This is a genomic window from Pseudomonas sp. S3_C06, from assembly GCF_054667675.1.
The window spans coordinates 4,673,209-4,692,817 of record NZ_CP162747.1 but is presented as its reverse complement, the minus strand read 5'-3'; the positions used below and the strand labels follow the sequence as shown (position 1 = coordinate 4,692,817).

At 60.5% G+C, this 19,609-nt stretch carries 18 protein-coding genes; 11 read left to right on the top strand and 7 right to left on the bottom strand.

Annotated features, from left to right (window positions below; genetic code table 11):
• Nucleotide 1: 1 nt before the first annotated feature.
• The 3 genes from AB4N44_RS20750 to AB4N44_RS20740 all read left to right on the top strand — a co-directional run bounded on the left by AB4N44_RS20750 (nucleotide 2) and on the right by AB4N44_RS20740 (nucleotide 4,517).
• Entirely contained in the window at nucleotides 2-856 is an 855-nt protein-coding gene (locus AB4N44_RS20750) for a MaoC family dehydratase (RefSeq protein ID WP_460107736.1), read from the top strand.
• A 299-nt stretch (nucleotides 857-1,155) separates the two neighbouring features.
• Nucleotides 1,156-2,712, top strand: coding sequence for a collagen-like triple helix repeat-containing protein (locus AB4N44_RS20745; protein ID WP_460107738.1), 1,557 nt, complete (start codon nucleotides 1,156-1,158; stop codon nucleotides 2,710-2,712).
• A gap of 134 nt (nucleotides 2,713-2,846) precedes the next feature.
• Complete coding sequence (locus AB4N44_RS20740; protein ID WP_127925708.1) at nucleotides 2,847-4,517, top strand: ShlB/FhaC/HecB family hemolysin secretion/activation protein; 1,671 nt, start codon at nucleotides 2,847-2,849, stop codon at nucleotides 4,515-4,517.
• Nucleotides 4,518-4,595: 78 nt separating this feature from the next.
• Here AB4N44_RS20740 and AB4N44_RS20735 read toward each other — a convergent pair whose 3' ends face one another.
• From AB4N44_RS20735 to AB4N44_RS20720, 4 genes are all read right to left on the bottom strand, one after another.
• Nucleotides 4,596-7,001, bottom strand: a complete 2,406-nt coding sequence (locus AB4N44_RS20735) for an autotransporter family protein (protein ID WP_460107740.1) — start codon at nucleotides 6,999-7,001, stop codon at nucleotides 4,596-4,598.
• 635 nt (nucleotides 7,002-7,636) lie between these two features.
• A complete protein-coding gene (locus tag AB4N44_RS20730) occupies nucleotides 7,637-8,044 on the bottom strand; it encodes a response regulator (protein WP_127925706.1) in 408 nt (135 codons plus the stop codon).
• A gap of 71 nt (nucleotides 8,045-8,115) precedes the next feature.
• Nucleotides 8,116-8,328 (bottom strand): Flp family type IVb pilin, encoded by a 213-nt coding sequence (locus AB4N44_RS20725; protein WP_150750022.1) that lies wholly within the window; start codon nucleotides 8,326-8,328, stop codon nucleotides 8,116-8,118.
• An 18-nt stretch (nucleotides 8,329-8,346) separates the two neighbouring features.
• On the bottom strand, nucleotides 8,347-8,556 hold the full coding sequence (locus AB4N44_RS20720) for a Flp family type IVb pilin (RefSeq protein WP_007914649.1): 210 nt from the start codon (nucleotides 8,554-8,556) through the stop codon (nucleotides 8,347-8,349).
• A gap of 330 nt (nucleotides 8,557-8,886) precedes the next feature.
• Between AB4N44_RS20720 and cpaB the strand changes: the two genes are divergently transcribed.
• From cpaB to AB4N44_RS20680, 8 genes are read left to right on the top strand one after another with little or no spacing between them, the layout of a single operon-like run.
• Nucleotides 8,887-9,828 carry a Flp pilus assembly protein CpaB gene (cpaB, locus tag AB4N44_RS20715; protein ID WP_460107744.1) on the top strand — a complete coding sequence of 314 codons (942 nt, stop codon included), beginning with the start codon at nucleotides 8,887-8,889 and terminating at the stop codon, nucleotides 9,826-9,828.
• Between the two features lie 20 nt (nucleotides 9,829-9,848).
• Nucleotides 9,849-11,066 carry a type II and III secretion system protein family protein gene (locus tag AB4N44_RS20710; protein WP_127925702.1) on the top strand — a complete coding sequence of 406 codons (1,218 nt, stop codon included), beginning with the start codon at nucleotides 9,849-9,851 and terminating at the stop codon, nucleotides 11,064-11,066.
• Nucleotides 11,063-12,253, top strand: coding sequence for an AAA family ATPase (locus AB4N44_RS20705; protein ID WP_127925701.1), 1,191 nt, complete (start codon nucleotides 11,063-11,065; stop codon nucleotides 12,251-12,253). Before AB4N44_RS20710 ends, AB4N44_RS20705 begins: the two co-directional genes overlap by 4 nt.
• Complete coding sequence (locus tag AB4N44_RS20700; protein ID WP_127925700.1) at nucleotides 12,250-13,518, top strand: CpaF family protein; 1,269 nt, start codon at nucleotides 12,250-12,252, stop codon at nucleotides 13,516-13,518. The genes AB4N44_RS20705 and AB4N44_RS20700 overlap by 4 nt, the downstream gene beginning before the upstream one ends.
• Before the next feature lie 18 nt (nucleotides 13,519-13,536).
• Complete coding sequence (locus AB4N44_RS20695; protein ID WP_160038092.1) at nucleotides 13,537-14,421, top strand: type II secretion system F family protein; 885 nt, start codon at nucleotides 13,537-13,539, stop codon at nucleotides 14,419-14,421.
• Nucleotide 14,422: 1 nt separating this feature from the next.
• Nucleotides 14,423-15,307 (top strand): type II secretion system F family protein, encoded by an 885-nt coding sequence (locus tag AB4N44_RS20690; RefSeq protein WP_460107748.1) that lies wholly within the window; start codon nucleotides 14,423-14,425, stop codon nucleotides 15,305-15,307.
• A 22-nt stretch (nucleotides 15,308-15,329) separates the two neighbouring features.
• Nucleotides 15,330-16,052, top strand: coding sequence for a hypothetical protein (locus AB4N44_RS20685; protein ID WP_460107750.1), 723 nt, complete (start codon nucleotides 15,330-15,332; stop codon nucleotides 16,050-16,052).
• 10 nt (nucleotides 16,053-16,062) lie between these two features.
• On the top strand, nucleotides 16,063-16,335 hold the full coding sequence (locus AB4N44_RS20680) for a DUF3613 domain-containing protein (protein WP_460158125.1): 273 nt from the start codon (nucleotides 16,063-16,065) through the stop codon (nucleotides 16,333-16,335).
• Nucleotides 16,336-16,453: 118 nt separating this feature from the next.
• Here AB4N44_RS20680 and AB4N44_RS20675 read toward each other — a convergent pair whose 3' ends face one another.
• From AB4N44_RS20675 to AB4N44_RS20665, 3 genes are all read right to left on the bottom strand, one after another.
• Nucleotides 16,454-16,816 carry a DUF6124 family protein gene (locus tag AB4N44_RS20675; RefSeq protein ID WP_460107753.1) on the bottom strand — a complete coding sequence of 121 codons (363 nt, stop codon included), beginning with the start codon at nucleotides 16,814-16,816 and terminating at the stop codon, nucleotides 16,454-16,456.
• A gap of 1,372 nt (nucleotides 16,817-18,188) precedes the next feature.
• Nucleotides 18,189-18,977, bottom strand: a complete 789-nt coding sequence (locus tag AB4N44_RS20670; protein ID WP_460107755.1) for a response regulator transcription factor — start codon at nucleotides 18,975-18,977, stop codon at nucleotides 18,189-18,191.
• Between the two features lie 126 nt (nucleotides 18,978-19,103).
• On the bottom strand, nucleotides 19,104-19,574 hold the full coding sequence (locus AB4N44_RS20665) for an A24 family peptidase (RefSeq protein WP_150750028.1): 471 nt from the start codon (nucleotides 19,572-19,574) through the stop codon (nucleotides 19,104-19,106).
• Nucleotides 19,575-19,609: the final 35 nt, after the last annotated feature.

The following is a 19,609-nucleotide window of genomic DNA, read 5'->3' as shown; positions in this document are numbered from 1 at the left end:
AATGAGCATCGAATGGCACACGCTGGATCGCGAACCGAGTCTGCCCGGGCTGTACGCGCGGGCGGCGACGCGACGGAAAATCACCGGCACCCGGTTGCCCGACAGTGGTTTGCGCTGTTGGGTCGATGTCGATGGCAAGCGCCTGGCGGCTTATCGCAAGGTCTGCGGTTTTGTCGATGACGGCCTGCTGCCACCGACCTATCCGCACATCCTCGCCTTCGCCTTGCAGATGCAATTGCTCACCGCCAAGGGGTTTCCGTTTCCGCTGCTGGGGTTGATTCATCTGAGCAACCGCATTCGCGTGTTGCGCCCGATGGGCGGCATCGGTCGGGCGCAAGTGAGCGTGCGCGTGACAAATCTGCAAGTGCATCCCAAAGGTGCAACGTTCGATCTGCTGACCACGCTGGATGATCAGCTCGGGCCGTTGTGGGAAGCCGAAAGCCAGATGCTCTGTCGCGGCGTGAAGCTTGAGGGCGAAGCTGTCGAACAAGACTGGGAACCCTCGCAATCGCTGGTGGAGGTGGCGCGCTGGAAAGCCCCGGCCGATATCGGGCGGCAATACGCCAAAGTCTCCGGAGACTACAACCCGATTCACTTGAGTGCGGCGAGTGCCAGGTTGTTCGGCTTTCCGACAGCGATCGCCCATGGTCTGTGGAACAAGGCACGCACACTCGCGGCACTGAGCGATCATTTGCCCAAGGCCAACCTCGAGATCGCCGTGCACTTTCGCAAACCGGTACGCCTGCCCAGTGAGGTGACCTTATTGGCGAGTGCGGCGGGGTCCAGTGGTGAGTTGCGGCTGATCGGTGCACAAGACCTGGAACACATGGTCGGGCAGTGGCAACCCATTGCCTGAGCACGCGGTACACCGTTAATTGTATGTATATAACTTAAGTTTTCGCCGTCCTTCCCCCTTCCACTGAAAAAACCCGGGCCTTGATTATCAAGGCCTTTTTTTGTGCGGCTATATCGTGGGTATTAGTTCTTAGGCGCTGAACTTCACCCTCTATATAAAGGCGTTAATACCAACTTGAGAATGGTGTGAAACCTGCCCGGGGACTGAGATTGAGCACAACGGGCGAAGGCATCTCCGGCGACAGACCGGCGAGCCATCGAAGACAACGTACGTTGTGACAGGTGCAAGGAATCTCCATCATGAAAACTCAAAACGTGTGGTGCAAATCAGCAATTGTTATCGCATTGATGCTCTCTCTTGGCCTCGCTGGTTGCAGCAGCGGCGGTGGCGGTCACAAGAGCAGTTCCGGCAGTTCGGCGGCGGACGGCACCGCAGGGACTGGCGGCACATCGGGTACTGACGGTACGGGTGGCACGGGTGGCACCGGTGATACTGCAGGCACTGGCGGAACCGGTGGCACAGGCGGTACTGGCGGAACCGGTGGTACCGATCCGACCAACCCGACTAATCCGACCGATCCGACTGATCCAACCAACCCGACCAATCCAACCACTACACCGCTGGTAACCACCACGTTGGTGCAGGATGTCGGTACAACCGTCGCTGGCGTCGGCGATGGCGTTGGCCAGATCGGCGATTCCCTGAGCACCGTGCCTGTGGTCGGTGGCGTGGTGCAGAGTGCGGCCAACACCGCAGGCAATGTTGTCAGCACCTTGGGTGATGGCATCACCGATGGCGTTGGCAAACTGGCCACCGATCCCAATGGCCTGACCACCACCGTTGCTTCGGTTGGCGGTGTAGTGACGGATGTCGGCAACGGCGTCTCCGACCTCAGTGCCAAGCTGTCCACTGCCACCAGCAGCGTGCCAGTGGTGGGCGGTGTGGTCACCAAAGTCGCGCCGTTGGTTGATGGGGTCGGTGAGAAAGTCACCATGCTCGGCAATACCCTCGACACCACGCTGACCAGCGGCCCGACGAGTCAACTGACGAACAAACTCGGCAGTAGCCTGGTGCCGGTGATTGCGATGGTTGAAAGCACCACTGACAAAGTCGGCGATGCGACCGGTCTCGGCGACCCGCTCAAAGGCGTGGTGGCGCAAGTCGGTGGCGCGGTGAACACATTGGGCAGCAATGTTACCGATGCGGGTAACGGCAACGCCCTGACCAATACACTTGGCGGCGCGTTGAGCGATACCGGCACCGCAGTCGCCAAGGCCGGTGGTCTGGTGTCCAACGGCACCGGTTCAGGCACTGGCGGCGTAGGCGGTGGCCTCGGTGGCACTGGCCTGCTGCAAACGGTTGGCGGCGCGGTGGTCAATGTCGGCTCAGGTCTGGCGGCTGGCAACGGCACTCTCGCAGCGCCTGGCAACGTCCTCGCTGCGGCTGGCAACACGGTGGCTTCGCTTAACACTGTACTCGGCGGATCCGGCACCCCGCTCACCGCAACTACCTCACCGCTGGCCACTGTTGGCGCCACCTTGGGCACTAGTCTGAATCCGGTCACCAGTGGCGTTACCAACGTGACTCAGCAACTCGGCGCGGCTACCGGTATCGGCTCTCCCGTTGCAGGTCTCACTGGCCAGGTGGGCGGTGCGGTCAGCAGTATCGGCGGCAGCATTGCCGCCACCAACAACCCGGTCACCACCGCGGTCGGTGGTCTGGTCACTAACGTCGGCGGCACCGTTGCCGCCGTCGGCGGACTGGTCAACGGCGGTACCAGCGGGGGCACCACCGGAGGCAGTCTGGGCGGCGTACTCGGCGGTCTGACCGGCGCCTTGGGAGGCAACACACGCTAAATTGCACCTGGCCGATTCGACGGCCTCACCTACAGCGCCTACGCTTGGTTGAGGGCGGAAGATTCCCACGAGTCTTCCGCCTTTTTTCTTAGGAGAATTCAGCCAAGTGCTGTGATCTGACCATGGAGTGTCCTATGCGCGTAATGGCATCCCTGCTGTTCCTCAGTCTCAGTTCCGCCGCCCTCGCCGACACCCTGCCCAGCTTTCTCAACAGCAACGAAACCATCCGCAATCTGCCTGTGCCCAACCTGCCGGCCGACGCCTATCGCCCGAGCGCCACGCCGGTGCAAGTGCCAGACGCCGGTGCAGCCGCCGCGCAGCCACTGCTGATGGACACCAAAATCAATCTGCAAACCGTGCAGATCGAAGGCGGAACCCTCTACCCGCTTAACGAACTCGCTGAAATCTATAAGCCCCTGATCGGCCGGCAAGCCACGCTCGCCGACCTGATCGAAGCCACGCGCAGCATCACTCGTCGCTATCAGCAGGACGGTTATCTGCTGTCCTACGCGTTCTTGCCGCAGCAAAACTTCAATGATGGCGTAGCGCGTGTCGTGCTGGTGGAAGGCTACGTGCGGGATATCCAGATTCAGGGCGATGTGGGTCGGGTCAAAGCCCTGCTCGACAAACTGGCGGCGAAAATCCAGGCCGAACGGCCGCTGACCCGCAAGACCTTCGAGCGCTACACCACGCTGATGACGCGCATCCCCGGCGTGACGATTCAGGCCCAGGTGCCACCACCGGGCACCACCGATGGCGCGACCACGCTGATCGCCCAGGCCAGCCGCAAACCGTTCACCAGCACCCTGAGCACCACCGAAGACAACCGCAACGGCACCCAGGCCTTGCTCGGTGTCAGCAGCAACTCGCAGACCTCGATGGGCGAGCAACTGACCCTCAGCGGCCTGTTTCCGCCCGGTGACGATCACGAACATTACTACCGCCTCGACTACAGCCAGTTTCTCAATGACGAGGGTGCGCAACTGGCCTTGTCCGCTTCACGCTACCGAGCGGACCCCGGCACCAATGTCGTGCTCGACAATGGCCTGCAACTCAAACCGCACCGCGAAAACGATCGCTACTCGATCGGCCTCACGTTGCCACTGATTGCCGCTTCCAACGAACTGCTGACGGCCGGCTCAAGGCTCTACGCAGTCAACGACAAGACCCGCTACAACGTGATCGGCTACCCGCTGAGCGTCGAAGAGCGCACCGACATCCGCGCCCTCGCCTTCGAGAGTGACTGGCGCAAGGCTGATGCCCGACAACTGCGGATCCTCAGCGGCGGTGTGTACCAGGGCCTGGACAGCATGGGCGCGAAAACCAACAACGACGCCATCGACCTCGACTTCTTCCGCCTGCGCCTGTCCGGCGTGCAGAGCGACAAGTTCCTCGACAACTGGCAAGGCGTGCTGTCGGCCGCGCTGTACTGGAGCGACGACAGCCTGCCCGACAGCGAGCGCGCGGTGTTCGGCGGGCAGAATTTCGGTCGCGGTTATCCCGACGATCAAGCGTCCGGCGACAAGGGCTGGGGCGTGGCTTACGAGGTCAACTACAGTTTCAACCGCGACGGCAACTGGGTGCGCATCCTGCAACCGTATGTCGTGCTCGATCGCTCGCGCAGCTGGTTCAACGAATTGCCGGTGCGGGCCAACAATCTGTCATCGGCGGCGATCGGCCTGCGGTTTGGCGATGCCAAGTACTACAACATTGCGCTGGAGGCAGCGAAGGCGATGTCGGATGAAGCACTGGATACGTTCAATCGCAGGCCTCGGTACAGCATCAGCTTCAGTTATCAGTTGTAGGGCCGAGATTGCACGCCAGCCCTGAGTCAAAACAACTGTGGGAGCTGGCTCGCTCCCACAGGTTTTACGTGATGCGGATCAGAACGCGTAACGCACCTTCGCGGTAAAGCCGTCGGAATCAAACCCGCTGGCCGTTACGTAGTCGTACGAGCCACCGACACTCCACGCACCCATCCGATAATTGGCGCCCAGACCCAGTTCGTAACTGTCGCGCACCGGCGTGGTGCCCCGGCTGGTGAACGAATCGCCGCCCAGTACAAACGAAGACGTCGTGCCGACCTTGTCGCCGATGAAGTCGTGCCAGGCCATGAGTTTCGCTTCCGGTTCAAGACTGCCGGTGCCCACTGCAAACGCTGCAGCGAGGCGCGCGCCCACACCCATTTCACCGACTTCATAACGCTGACTGCCGACATTCAGCGCGGCCGAACTGCCCTTCTCGCGATAAGAATCCATGCCGACGTTGGCGTAACGCGCACCGACCTGCGGCTCCAGCACCACACCCGGGGTCAGGCGCAGGGTATAACCGGCCAAGGCGCTGACGCCGAATACATCGCTGTCGTAATCGCCTTTGGCACGGGTGCCGGCGATGTAGCGTTTGGATTCGTTGTCGTTCCAGCCATACATCAGTGAAGCGTCCACGAACCAGTTGTCGTGCATCCAATTGCCGTAAGCGGTCAGCGCATGACCGGTCACTTTGGTTTTGCTGCCGATATCGGATTTCACATCGGTGTCGAGGTAGCTGTAAGCCAGACCGATCGATGTGTCGGCGTTCAACTGGCCGTCGGCGCCTACGGCAATCCCCTGGCTGTCGGCGTCATAACCAGCGACACCGCGACGGGCATCCTGATCGGCATCGCTGTTGAGGGCTTGCAGCCAGACGCCTTTTTCCAGGCTGCCGGTGGCCGTACGTGCGCGATTGGCGCGGTCGTTGATCACGCCCGAGACCAGCGTCTGGCTGTTGGTGGCGGCGTGCAGGACACCACGGCTGACGTCCGGGCTGAGTGTCTCGGCCAGCCGCGCCAGTTGCGTGTCGGTGCTGGCATTGGCGAACGCCTGGAACACCGGATCCTGTTCACCAAGACGTGACATCAGCGAGGCCGACAGTCCGACCAGCGCAGAAGCAGCATTTCGGGTGCCTCCCGCATCGAGGGTGTTTTGCGTCAACACATCTTGCGACTTGGTGCTGACCAGCGCCTTGACGTCGTTGCCTTCCACGCCGAAGCTTTTGACTTCCAGCAACGCCGAAGACGACTCGACCGTAAGGTTTTCGCCGCCGATCAGATTGCCCGAACGGATCAACGTGTAACGGTTGCCACCAGCGGCGGTGCGAAAATCGCTGGAGCGTGCCTGCAATTGCACATGGCCGCCCGGCGCGATCTCGGTGGTGCCGGTGACGGTCAGAATCGCCCGGTTGATGTCGGTGTCATTGCCGACCGACATCGCAATCACCGAGTCCGCTTCTTCCATGTCCAGATCGCCGACGATCGTGGTATGTGCCCGCGCCAGGGTCAGCGTGCCTTCTTGTACCGTGACGTAACCGGACTTGATCGTCGCGCCATCGAAGTTGACCTCGCCATCAATCGACACCCCGGAAAGACCCAGCAAGTCGCCTTTGACATCGCCGTTATTCCAGTAAAAGTAACTCAGGCCATCGTCCACTTGAATGGCCGCCGTACCGCCCTCGATCGTGCCGTATGACTGAACAATGTTGAGCGGACCTTGTCCTGCGGGCTGGTTGTACACATGAATGCCGATGCTCTCGCCGTATACGTTGCCGTAGTTGTAGAGACCGTATTGGCTCGCATTCGATGCAGACACAAGCTGCACCCCGTTCAACACCAAAGCTTCGGCGCCACTGCCGGTGGCCCTGAGCGTCGACCGGCTCACGACGGCGGCGGACAGTGCGGTGTTTTCCAGATAAAGGCCACGGGCGTTGGTGCCGCTGACGACGATGGGGCCGGAGTTGATCACACCGCGGCCAAACGAAGTGTCGACCAGCGCAACCCCGGTGGCGTTATTGCCGCTCACCGTGATTGGACCTGAGTTCATGAAGGTGCCACGAACCGGAGTGCCCTTCAGCGCGATACCCGTCGATTCACCGCTGGCAGCCAGGCCATTGACCGTGACCGAACCCTCGTTGCTGAAGTTGTAGCCGAGCTGCGCCCACGACACGCCCGCCGCCGGCGCTATGTCGATCCCGACACCGTGGGTGGCGCCATCGATGGTGATCCTGGCCTTGTTGACGATTTCGCTATTGACCGACAAACCGGTGAACCGCGCCGCGCTGGTCATCGCCGACGAAGAGCTTTCCACAACATTCGCCGTGCCCACGAGATTCAGAAAATCGTACGTCTGCTTGACGCTGACCAATGGCCCCGTGCCCAGATCGTAATTGAGCGTGACAGCGCCGACACCCGGAGCCTGAACAACGGCAGCCGCCACAGAAAGCGCCAGCAAAGAGCGGCGCAGACAAGAAGTATTCAAACGAGATTCCCTTCCAAAACATGAAAAACAGTTTCAGCAGGGTTCACGTATTCATTCAGGCATCCCTACCGGCCCGCCAGGTGTCCTGGCTCGGGCGCGGGGAATGTACACGAGCCATCACTTTGACACCATCAAAAAGTCAAAGAAATGACGTCAAATATTCAAAGAAACCGACCAACTGTCAGTCCGCCATCCCGAGCAGGCTCACTCCCACAGAAAAACAAACGCAAGAACAGCGCAAATCGCACATCCCTTCTGCTCCTCACCACTCAACAGGATGAGCGTTAGCTCGGCTGCAGCTCTTGATCTTGATCCACGGGCGACGTCGGAAGGCTGAGCGGAGGGATCGATCCGGGGGTGGGAGCGAAGCGACCGTTTGGCGAAGCCAAACACAGCGAGAGGAGGTGCAGCGAAGCAAACCGTAGGCGCTGCGCCCGGATCGATCCCGGAGCGAAGGAACCCCGAGCTTTAGCGAGTGGGCCGCACGTAGGAGCAAGCCTTTTTGGGTACTTTTTCGGCGTCTGGAAAAAGTGCCTCGCCGTAAGGGCGAAACCGCCAGCCGCAACACCCGCAGCAACGGATATTCACCAAAAACACCCAAAGCACGGTCGGCCCAAAGGCCGCCGAGTTCAACCTCAGCCAACCTGAACCTTAGGCTTGGGAAACAGATTATCCAAAGTCTCCAACAACCTGACGTGATAAATCGGCTTGCGAAACAGATCCAGCACCTGCAACCGCAACATGTCGCTGACATCCTCCATATCCGCATGCCCCGACGTCACAATCACCGGCAAATGCTGCCGAGAAGTATGCTCACGCAAGCGCTTGATCAACGACATCCCGGACTCCTCCGGCATACGCAAATCAGTAATCACCAACGCGATATCCGGATACCGCGTCAGATGATGCAACGCCAGCTTCACCGACGTCGCCGTATGGCAAGTAAACCCTTCACCCTCCAGCAACTCTGCCAGCTCCAGCAACGCGTCCTCTTCATCGTCAACCAGAAGCAACTGTTGGCGCGGCAGCGAGGAAGCAGTCATGGGCAATCCCTGAAAACTGAAAGTGAACCCGAGTGTAGCGCGGCATCAACCAGGCAGCAGTTTCATTCAACTCAGGGCGGCGGTGCGGGGGCCGTCACGGCAGTGCCGCCCAGTGCCACCAGCAAATTGTTGAACATCACCAGTACCCTGGCGCCAACGGGGGTGACGAACACGATGACCACCACCGCCACCATCGCCACGACAATCGCATACTCGATTGCCGACGCGGCTTCAGTACTGGCAAAGAAGCCGCGGACACGCACTTTCAAATAATCAAAGAGCATCGCCATTCTCCTCGCCAGTCAGGGCCTGGTTACCGCTGTGCCACCCAGCCCGGTCAGAATATTGTTGAAGTAAGCCAACACGCGGTTACCCAGCGGCGTGACGAAAGCCACCACGACCACGGCAACCATCGCCACCACGATCGCATATTCGATCGCCGACGCGGCTTCTTCGTTTTTGACCAGCAAACGGACTCTGGCCATCAAATAATCGAGGATCATCCGACACATACGACTACTCCTTTGCGCCTGTGGCGCCCATGTCACGCTGCTGCGGCAAAAACCACCGTGCCATTTGAGCATTGTCAACAAAGCCCCACCCAACAACTGTAAGAACGGATTAATCACAAAGGATTAATCACATCGCGAAGTTGCCGATTGCTGCTGTTAATTGGCCAAGACTCATACTTTAGTGGGTTATTTTCCTGTCACTAATGGCGTTTTGGCTTGGATCAGCTAGCGTGGAAATAGCGAAATAGTTGCATGTTCATAGCTGCCGGATTGGGAACTTCTCTCGTAAGCAAGTGCAGTGGGTAGTGCAGCAGGAAAGGGAGAGCCGTCATGAACAGTCGCGTCACCATGGGCCTTGCAGCCATCCTTCTGCTTGGAGCGATCTTTGTCGGTTACTGGGGGCTGGTGCTCAGTCGTCAACCGGCACCCGTCGCCGAAGCCCCCGTTGCTCCAGCCGTCACCGTTGAAAAAACTGTCGCGATCGCCGAAGACCAGACTCGCCAACCGGTGGTGGTATTGCTGCACGATGTACCGCCCTTCACCGCGCTGACGGCGGCCGATGTCGCGGTGGAAAAACTGCGCAGTGCACCGGCCGGCAGCTTGAGCAATGTCGATCAGGCCATCGGCCGCACACCCTGGCGGCACCTCAGCGCCGGCACTTGGCTGAACGATGAAAGCTTCACCGCCGGCGGCTCACTGGCACGCATGATTCACAGCGATGAACGTGCCCTCACCGTGGCCGTCGACGAAGTGATCGGCGCGGCCGGGCAACTGATCCCCGGCGATTACGTCGATGTGCTGCTGTATCTGCGCCAGGACACCAGCAATCTGGAACAGTCCGCGCAGATCGTCGTCCCGGCCATGCGGGTGCTCGGGGTTGGCGATCAATATGGACTGACCAACGACGGCCAACCTGCTTCGCCGGCGCTGAGCGCCGATGAAAAACTCAAACAGGATCAACACCGCATCGCCGCGCGCACCGTGGTGCTGGCGGTGCCGGAACAACTGCTCAGCCGACTGATGCTGGCAACGCAAGTCGGCACCTTGCGTCTGGCCGTACGCAGCAGCGAAGAACAACGCCTGGCCAAATACTGGGCCGGCGAAGCTCAGGCGCCAGCACATCTGAGCAGTGCCAACAGCCAACTCTTCCAGTTCACCCAACTGGCCTTGGGCGCCGGACCGAAAGCGCCTGCCGGTGGTGGATCCGGCGCAGCCCAGAAGCCGGCCGTGGAAATTATTCGCGGCAATCAGATCACCCAACAAAACCCATGACTGCGCAAGGATCCAAGGGCATGCAGAGTCGTTTCAGGCCGACATTCAAACCCATGCTGCGCGCCCTGCTGCTGATGGGACTGTCGATGGACGCCGCGTTGGCGGCAGTCGGCAATTGCTCGGCGCTGGGGCGCATGCCGCCGGTGATCGAAATCGGCGAAGGCTTTCAGCAGGACGTGCAATCGCCGGTGGCGATCACCCGCCTGGCGATTGGCGACCCGAAAATCGCTGACGTACACGCCAACGGCAGCTCGTCCTTTCTGCTCACCGGTGTTGCGCCCGGCGCCACCAGCCTGATGGTCTGGACGTCGTGTTCGAGCGAACCGCGCCAGAGCATGGTGTTCGTGCAGGGCGCCGCCACCGCTGCGCTGAGCACCAGCCTGCCGTCGGATGATCCGAGCCTGCCGTCCCAGGTGCAGACCGATATCCGCTTCGTCGAAGTCAGCCGCACCAAACTCAAGGAAGCCACCGCCTCACTGATCGGCACGCGCGGCAACTTTCTGTTCGGCTCGCCCGGCACCCTGCCACCGATTGATGGCGTGCCGCAGCCACGTCTGCCGGTGGACAATTCGCTGTTCAACTTCTCGTGGGTCGGCGGCAAGACCATGGCGATCATCAATGCCCTGGAAACCAGCGGCTTCGCCTACACCCTCGCGCGGCCGAGTCTGGTCGCGTTGAACGGGCAGAGCGCAAGCTTTCTGGCCGGCGGTGAAATTCCGATTCCGGTGCCCAGTTCCGGCAGCGACAGCGTGTCGATCGAATACAAGGAATTCGGTATCCGCCTGACCCTGACGCCAACCATCATCGGCCGCGATCGCATCGCCTTGAAGGTCGCCCCGGAAGTCAGCGAACTCGACTTCAGCAATGCCGTGCAGATCGCCGGCACCACCGTGCCCGCTCTGACCATCCGCCGCACCGACACCAGCGTGTCACTCGGCGATGGCGAGAGCTTCGTCATCAGCGGCTTGATCAGCACCACCAACAGCTCGCAAGTGAACAAGTTTCCCGGCCTCGGCGATATCCCGGTGCTGGGTGCGTTTTTCAAGGGCTCGCAGATCAAGCGCGAAGAACGCGAACTGCTGATGATCGTCACCCCGCATCTGGTCCAGCCATTGGCCGCCGATGCGCAACTGCCGTCGCTACCGGGCGAAAAACTGCGTAATTACGATCCGAATTTCTACCGCATGTTCTTCCTTGAAAACGGCAACTTCGACAAGCGCAGCGGGTTATCGCAATGAGCCAGAGCCTGAGCCAGACCTTTCTCGCCATCACCCGCAACAGCACCGATCTGGAGTGGCTGCAGGGCGCGCTCGCGCCGCTCGGTCAGGTGGTCAGCGCCGGGGGCGGCAGCCTCGATGAACTGCTGGCGCTGGTCGACGTGACCTTTGCCAGCCTGGTCTTCGTCGGTCTTGATCGTGAGCACGTGGTCGCTCAAAGCGCGCTGATCGAAGGCGCGCTGGAGGCCAAACCGATGCTGGCGATCGTCGCCCTCGGCGACGGCATGGACAATCAGTTGGTGCTCAACGCCATGCGCGCCGGCGCCCGGGATTTTGTCGCCTACGGTTCGCGTTCCAGTGAAGTCGCCGGACTGGTACGGCGCTTGAGCAAACGCCTGCCACCCGTGGCACCGAACACGCAACTGGGCGGGCTCACGGTCATGTATGGCGTGCAGAGCAGTTCCGACGGCGCACTGTTGGCCAACCACATGGCGATGGTGGTGCAAAAGAGCGGCCAGCAAACCTTGCTGCTCGATCTCGGTTTGCCGCGCGGTGACAGCCTCGCCCTGCTCGGGCTGGAGAGTTCTTTTCACTTCGGCGATGCCTTGCGCCACTTGCGAAGGCTCGACGCCACGCTGATCGACAGCGCCTTCACCAGCGCCGAAGCCGGCCTGCGGATTCTCGCCTACGCCAGCAACGATGAACCGCTGGAAAACACCAGCGCCGCCGAGCTGTACATGTTGCTCAGCGCCTTGCGCCAGCACTTCCAGCACATCGTTGTGAACCTCACCGGACAGACCGACAGCGAAGCCTTGCGCACCTTTGTCAGCCACTGCGACAAGTTGCTGTGGTACACCGACCAGAACGTGCTCAACTGCCGACGCAACCTCGCCGTGCTCAATCTGTGGCGGGAAAAAGGCATGAAGCTCGACCATGGACGCCTGCTGATCGACCGCTACCTGAGCAACGTCGCGCCCAATTCGGAAACCCTCGGCAAGACCTTCAATCTGGAAGTAATCGCCACGCTGGCCCTCACCCCCGAAGTGCGCCTGAACGCGAAAAACCAGGGCGTCAGCCTGTTCGAGCTGGCCCCGCGGGAAAAACTCACCCAGAGCCTGCGCGCCCTCGGCGAACGTCTGGCCAAACGTTCCGAAGGCCTGGCCAAACCGAAAGTGACCTGGTTCGACCGCTTGCGAGGCACCTCATGAGCGCAGAAAAACTCTTCGGCGCGGCGCCCCGCAGTGGCGTCGGCAACAGCGATCACGAAGGCCTGAAACTGGTCCTGCATCGCTACATCATCGACGCCCTCGAAGAGTCCGGGAAAAACCTGCTGGAAGGTTCACGCCAACAACTCGCGCAGTTTGTCACCGACAAAGTCGCCGAATACATCGCGCGTTTGCACCTGGCGATTTCCCGCTACGAAATGGAGCGTCTGGCCGAAGAGATCGTCGACGAGCTCACCGGTTTCGGTCCACTGGAAGTGTTGCTGCGCGATCAGTCGGTGACCGAGATTCTGGTCAACGGCCCGCACCGGGTGTTCATCGAACGCGACGGTGTGCTGCACCAGAGTGACCTGCGGTTTATCGATGCGCATCACGTCGAACGCGTGATGCAGCGCATCCTCGCACCGCTCGGCCGGCGCCTCGACGAGTCTTCGCCGATGGTTGACGCGCGCCTGCCGGATGGCAGTCGGGTCAATGCGATCATTCCGCCGATCGCCCTCGACGGCCCATGCCTGTCGATCCGTAAATTTCGCAAGGACATGCTCAAGAGCACCGACCTGATGGCGATGCAAACCATCGACCTGTCGATCTTCGAGTTTTTCCAGGATGCGGTCGGCAAGCGCTGCAACATCCTGATCAGCGGCGGCACCGGCACCGGCAAAACCACGCTGCTGAATATTCTCAGCCAGTTGATCAACCCGCATGAACGTCTGGTGACCATCGAAGACGTCGCCGAATTGCAGCTCGGTCACCCGCACGTGGTGCGCCTGGAAACGCGGCCGCCGAATGCCGAAGGCCACGGTGAAGTGAAGGCCAGCGACCTGATTCGCAACGCCCTGCGGATGCGCCCCGACCGGATCATCCTCGGCGAGATTCGCGGCGTCGAAGTGGTCGACGTCCTCACGGCAATGAACACCGGCCACGACGGCTCGATGAGCACCGTGCACGCCAACAATGCGCAGGATGCCCTGCTGCGCCTGGAAACACTGGTCGGCCTGACCGGCCGCTCCATCGCCGAACGCACCCTGCGCCAGATGATCTGCGCCGCCCTCGACGTGATCATCCAGTTGACGCGCATGCCTGACGGGCGCCGCTGCGTCAGTGAAGTGGTGGAGGTGGTCGGCATTCGCGAGGACGTCTACGTCACCAACACCCTGTTCCGCCTCGACCGCCGCAGCGGTTTCGGCTTCCTGCGCGAAGCCGTCAATCCGGCCGGCGACAAGCTGCGCCACGAAGCGCATCTGGGCTGACGGCAAGGAGCACCGAGCATGCTGGGACCGATCATTCTCATTGTTATCTGCCTGACGCTGCTGGGGCTGTCGATCCGTCTGTTCCTGCAAGGCCTGCGCAAGACCGCAACGGAAAAAGTGCTCAACCGTCTCGCCGCCGGACAGCCGCAACTGGCGCCAGAAAAACCTGTGTGGGTCGGACTGGAGCGGATGTTTCTGCGTGCCGGACTGGGCCGCCCGACCGAGCGTTTCGGCCTGTGGCTGAGTCTGTGGGCGCTGGCGATGGCGCTGGGTTATTTTCTCGCCGACTGGATCGGGCTGCTGCTGATGATCTTCGTTCCGCCACTGGCGCTGCGGCTGTACATCGCCGTGCTCTACCAGCGCCGGGTCAAACGCATGATCGAGCAACTGCCGCAGTTGCTTGATCACACCGTGCGCAGCCTGAAGTCAGGGCGCACCCTAAGTGACGCGGTCATGGGCGGCATCGAAGCCAGTGAAGACCCACTGAAAAAAGCCATGGGCCGGGTCCAGCGCAACGTGCAATTGGGCGTGAACTTGCCGGACGCCGTCAGCGACTTTGCCGAACTGTATGAACAAGACGAACTGCGCATGTTCGCCCTCGGCCTCAAGGTCAATCATCGCTACGGCGGCAACGCCAGCGAGCTGCTGGAGAACCTGATCAAACTGATCCGCGAACGCGACCAGGGCGCGCGGCAACTGCGTGCGCTCACCGGCGAAACGCGGATGACCGCCTGGGTGCTCGGCTCGTTGCCGCTTCTGCTGGTGAGTTACTTCATGCTGACCAATCCTGGCTACATGCTCGGGATGTGGAACGACGCGAGCGGCCAGCACATGCTGATCAGCGCTGCCGTGTTGCAAGTGTTCGGCAGCCTGGCGCTGTGGCGCATGTTACGGAGCGTCTGACATGGTCTGGCTCGCGGCTCTGATGTTGCTGCTCGGTTCCCTGCTGCTGGTGGTCAATCACTTGCTGACCGAACGGCGTCGGGTGCGTCAGGTCAATCAGCGCTTGCAAGGGCATCTGGTGCGCGAGAATCGCTTCGGCAGCTGGTTGCGCGTACTGGGCAGCAGCAAGTTCGGCCAACGCTCGGTGAGCATCGACAGCGAAACCCAGACCCTGCTCAACCGCATCGGCTGGCGCCGCGCCAACGAACGAGCGCTATTCGCGGCCTGCCAGATCGGCACGCCGCTGCTGACACTGGGCCTGGCGATCTTTCTGCAAGAAGTGTTTTTCCCCCAGGCCAGCAACCGCTGGATCGTGCCGATGCTCGCTACCGGCGGCGGTTATCTGCTGCCCAAGCGCTTGCTGGCCTACGCGGCGGCACGTCGGCAGAACACCATCGCCGTGGAGGTGTCGACGTTCATTCCGCTGCTGCGCATCCTCTTCGAATCCGGCATGGCCGTCGAACAGGCCCTGCGTGTGCTCAGCATTGAGGCGCAAAAACTGCTGCCGGAACTGACCAGCGAATTGCGCCTGATCCTGACCCGTGTCGACTCCGGTCTGGAACTTGGCCAGGAGTTGAACAAAGCGGCGGTGATGCTCGCCGTCGATGAGTTCAGCGACACCTGCGTGATCCTCCAGCAACTGATTCAACAGGGCGGCGGCGCGATGAAATCGCTGCTGGCGCTCAAGCAACTGCTGGATGACCGCCGCCTGACCCGCTTGCAGGAATACATCTCGAAAATGTCCGCGAAGATGTCGGTGGTGATGATGCTGTTTCTGTTTCCGGCACTGCTGATCGTCCTCGCCGGCCCGGGCTTCACCGCGATAGCCCGGGCATTCGCCAACTGACCTTGTTCATGGAGAGCGTTTGATGAAAGTACTGATAGTCATGGCAAGTCTGTTGCTGCTCGGCGGTTGCGCCACCGACGGTCAGGCACCGTGGACGGCGCTGCTGTCACCGAGCAGTTGCAGCAAAATGACCCAGGAGCAGGAGCTGGCCCTGAACCTCGCGGACGACCTGGCCAGCGACGGCAAACTGCACGCCAGCCTGGCCAACCTGCAAAGCCTGCCAGACAACATCAGCGAAGTTCGCCTGCGCAAAGCCAAGGTCTATCGCCTGCTCGGCCGCAGCGAAGCCGAGCCGCTGTACCGCGGCCTGCTTGGCGGCTGCCTGACCGCCGAAGCCGAACACGGCCTCGGCCAACTCTACGCCGCCCGTGGCGACAACGGCCAAGCCCAGGCCCATCTGCAACGCGCCGCCCGCCTGGCCCCCACCGACGAAAAAATCCGCAACGATCTCGGCGTGGTCTACCTCAACCAGCTACGCCTCAACGACGCCCGCTTCGAGTTCCTTACCGCCATCGAACTCAAGCAGAACAACCAACTGGCAACCCTGAACATGGTCACCCTGCTGCTGTACCAGAACGACTGGCCACAAGCCGCCGAAATCGTCAGCCGCGCCAAACTGAACCCGGAACAATTCACCGAAGCCCAGGAGCGCGCAGAAAAACTCAAAGCCCCGGTCAAGACCAAACCGGCCACCAGCAATCAAGTGGCCGCCGTCGCTGACCCGTTGCCGTCATCGCTCAAATAAGGAGACAGCCATGAACCCCCTTAAAGGCCTGTGCTACCTGACCCTCCTCAGCCTGCCCCTCAGCGCCGCCGCCATCGACGCCGGCCCCGCCTCGGCGCAACAACAGGAAACCGAGGGCTGGCTGGTCCTGCAAAGCCGCAACAAAGCCGCCTCGCCCAAGCCACAGACAGCGACCGCGACCGAACGGGATCTGGCGATGCAGCGCTGGTTGAAGAAGTACAAATACGAGATTCCGGATTTTTATGATCCGGATGCGGGTGGGAAGATCGAGAGCAAGAATTAGTGATGTGGTGACCTTGCGGGCGCTTTCGCGAGCAGGCTCGCTCCCACCTTTTGAAATGCACTCCACCTGTGGGAGCGAGCCTGCTCGCGAAGAACGATGATACGGTGTGGCTGCCGGATCAGGTCTGCGGATCTACCCGATCCAATGCCCGGTTTACTGCCAGTTCGGCGAGCATGATGATCTGCTGAATCGCCAGCGCGGTATTGCGCTCGGGCCGACCCAACTGATCGGCAAAGTTACCGGCCAGCGTATTGGCCGACGCTAGGGATTCGCAGGCGTGGGCGAGCAGGCTTTCGGTATCGATTTTCGGATGGATGAGGAACATCGTGGTGGGTTGGTGAGGTTTCGCAGGTTCGGGGCAGAGGTAGAAATCGAGGGCGCGTTTGATGGCTTCGCGGCTCTTGACGAGGTCGTCGGCGCGGATGGCTTCTTCGAGCGGGGTGGTGGATTCGGTGGGTGGGTCGGGGATCAGTTTGTCCATTGAAACAACTCCAAAGTCTTTGCCACCACCCACTGCCATTCTCACGGGGCAAAAGGTGGCAGCTGTATGCGGGGTGAGAATACCGGTTATGGACACCCGGCCAGACCGAAGTCTGCCCGCACACAGCCGCCATGACACATTGCAGACAGCAGACAAGCTGGCGGCAATTATGCGTGCACAAGGACTGGATGACCATAAATTGCCGGGTTCTCACACCCGATCGCTGAGTGTTCAGCGACAGCCAGAGACTAGAGAGCGCACGTCCGACGGACAACCTGAAAACAGTGTGGGAAGGGTCTGATTATCTGACACAAATTTAAACAGCCAAAAGCCAACCCTCACCCTAGCCCTCTCCCAAAGGGAGAGGGGACTGACCGAGTTGTCTGGGGGAGCTACGCCGACGTGAAAGACCGAGTCGAATTCAGACTCTGAAACAGATCAAAAGCCCCTCACCATAGCCCTCTCCCAGAGGGAGAGGGGACTGACCGCGGTGTTTAGTAGAGGTACGCCGACGTGAAAGACCGAGTCGAATTCACACTCTGAAACAGATCAAAAGCCCCTCACCCTAGCCCTCTCCCAGAGGGAGAGGGGACTGACCGCGGTGTTTAGTAGAGGTACGCCGACGTGAAAGACCGGGGCGAATTCAGACTCTGAAACAGATCAAAAGCCCCTCACCCTAGCCCTCTCCCAGAGGGAGAGGGGACTGACCGAGTCGTTTGGGAGAGCTACGCCGACGTGAAAGACCGAGTCGAATTCAGACTCTGAAACAGATCAAAAGCCCCTCACCCTAGCCCTCTCCCAGAGGGAGAGGGGACTGACCGCGGTGTTTGGTAGAGGTACGCCGACGTGAAAGACCGGGTCGAATTCAGACTCTGAAACAGATCAAAAGTCCCTCACCCTAGCCCTCTCCCAGAGGGAGAGGGGACTGACCGCGGTGTTTAGTAGAGGTACGCCGACGTGAAAGACCGGGGCGAATTCAGACTCTGAAACCGATCAAAAGCCCCTAACCCGCTCCTAACCACTCAACAGGATGAGCGTTAGCTCGGCTGCAGCTTTTGATCTGCTGGCCCCTTCGGCAGGCTGAGTGGAGGGATTTATCCGGGGGTGGGAGCGCAGCGACCGTTTGGCGAAGCCAAACACATCGAGAGGAGGTGCAGCGAAGCAAACCGTAGGCGATGCCCCCGGATATATCCCGGAACGAAGGAACCCCGAGCCCTAGCGAGGGGCCGAACGCCGGGGCCCAGCCTTTTGGTTACTTTTTGGCGTCTGAAAAAGTGACCCGCTGTAAGAGCGGAACCGTCAGCGGCAACCCCCGCAGCAACGGATATTCACCCAAAAACCCAAGAACCTGGTCGGCCCACAGGCCGCCAAGTCAATGCGCCGTAACCCGCTGCCGCAAAGCAGAAGCACTAGGCGACAAAGCCAAAGCCAACTGCGTCCGATTATGCATATGCGTCAACCGCAACACCTGCGAAACATAAAGCTTCACCGTGTTCTCGGTAATCCCCAACTCACAGGCAATCTGATAATTGGTCTGCCCCTTGCCCACCAACCGCGCCACATCCAGCTGTCGCGGTGACAACTGATTGAAAATCGCCGGCATCTCCTGCGCCTCAGCCTCGCCAGGCTCACCACCCGACACATCGCGAGTCACCGCCGCAGGATTGCGCCGCACCTTGTCCAGATCCTGGTACAGGTCATCAATCGACTCAGACAAATACTGCAACTTCTGATTCAAATGCCCCAGCTGCAGATTCTTCTGCCGCTCCTGCAGAGCCACCTCCTGACGCCGCACACCTTCCAGCAACTCATCCAGATCAATCGGTTTCTGATAATAATCGGCAATCCCGGCACGCAACGCCTTGATCACATCCTGCTTGTCGGCACGCCCGGTGAGCATGATCGCCTCAAAAGCCCGATGCTTGCCCGCCAGCCGCTGCAATGCCTGGATCAACTGAATGCCATCCATGTCCGGCATGTGCAGATCACTCAGCACCAGACCGATTTCCGCGTCCTCACTGAAACGCTCGATCGCCTGCTGACTGGACTCACACGGCACACAGCGATAACCGCTGCTTTCAAGAAACTCGCACAACTCCTCCACAATCAACGGCTGATCGTCGACCACGAGGACTTTTACCGCAGACGTAAGCTTGTTCACGTGCTACTCCATGTCCCAGGCCAAAGCTGACCATTCCTGTACTGCCAGCCTTTGGCTGTATAACCAGTTCCTTTGAAAGTAGACGTACTTTCCGACTATGTACATAGGACTAGTGGCGCTTGGCGACTAATGGATCCAAAGCAGAACAAGCATGGTCCCAAGCAGCACAAACGGTGCAAATGGCAGCTTTTTTGACATAGTTGGCCCCAGATATCGCAGACGATCTCTAAGCCCTTGACTCATATGAAGCCAGACTCTTGGCGCCAGCAGCATCCAGACCACGCTGGCGAGCCCAGCGCCAATAAATACCCCAAGAATGAACAGACCGTCCGTCGCAAGCCCCAGAGCTGTCATTAATTTCACATCGCCGGCGCCCATGCGGCCCATGAAAAAACCCGGCAGGGTCAGTGCCAGCGCAATCAGGCAGGCCCAACCGCCCTGCCCCGCTTCCGCGCCCAGCCAGGTGCTGCCGGTGCACAACAGCCAGATCAGCGCCAGCGCGGCGACGCCGAGGGTCAGCGCATTGGCAATGCGGCGCTGGCGGACGTCTTGCGCCGCGCACAGCACGAGCCAGATCAGGAGGATAAAACTGTGCATCCGGTAAAAACCGTCCGTTTTTGCTGAATGATTCT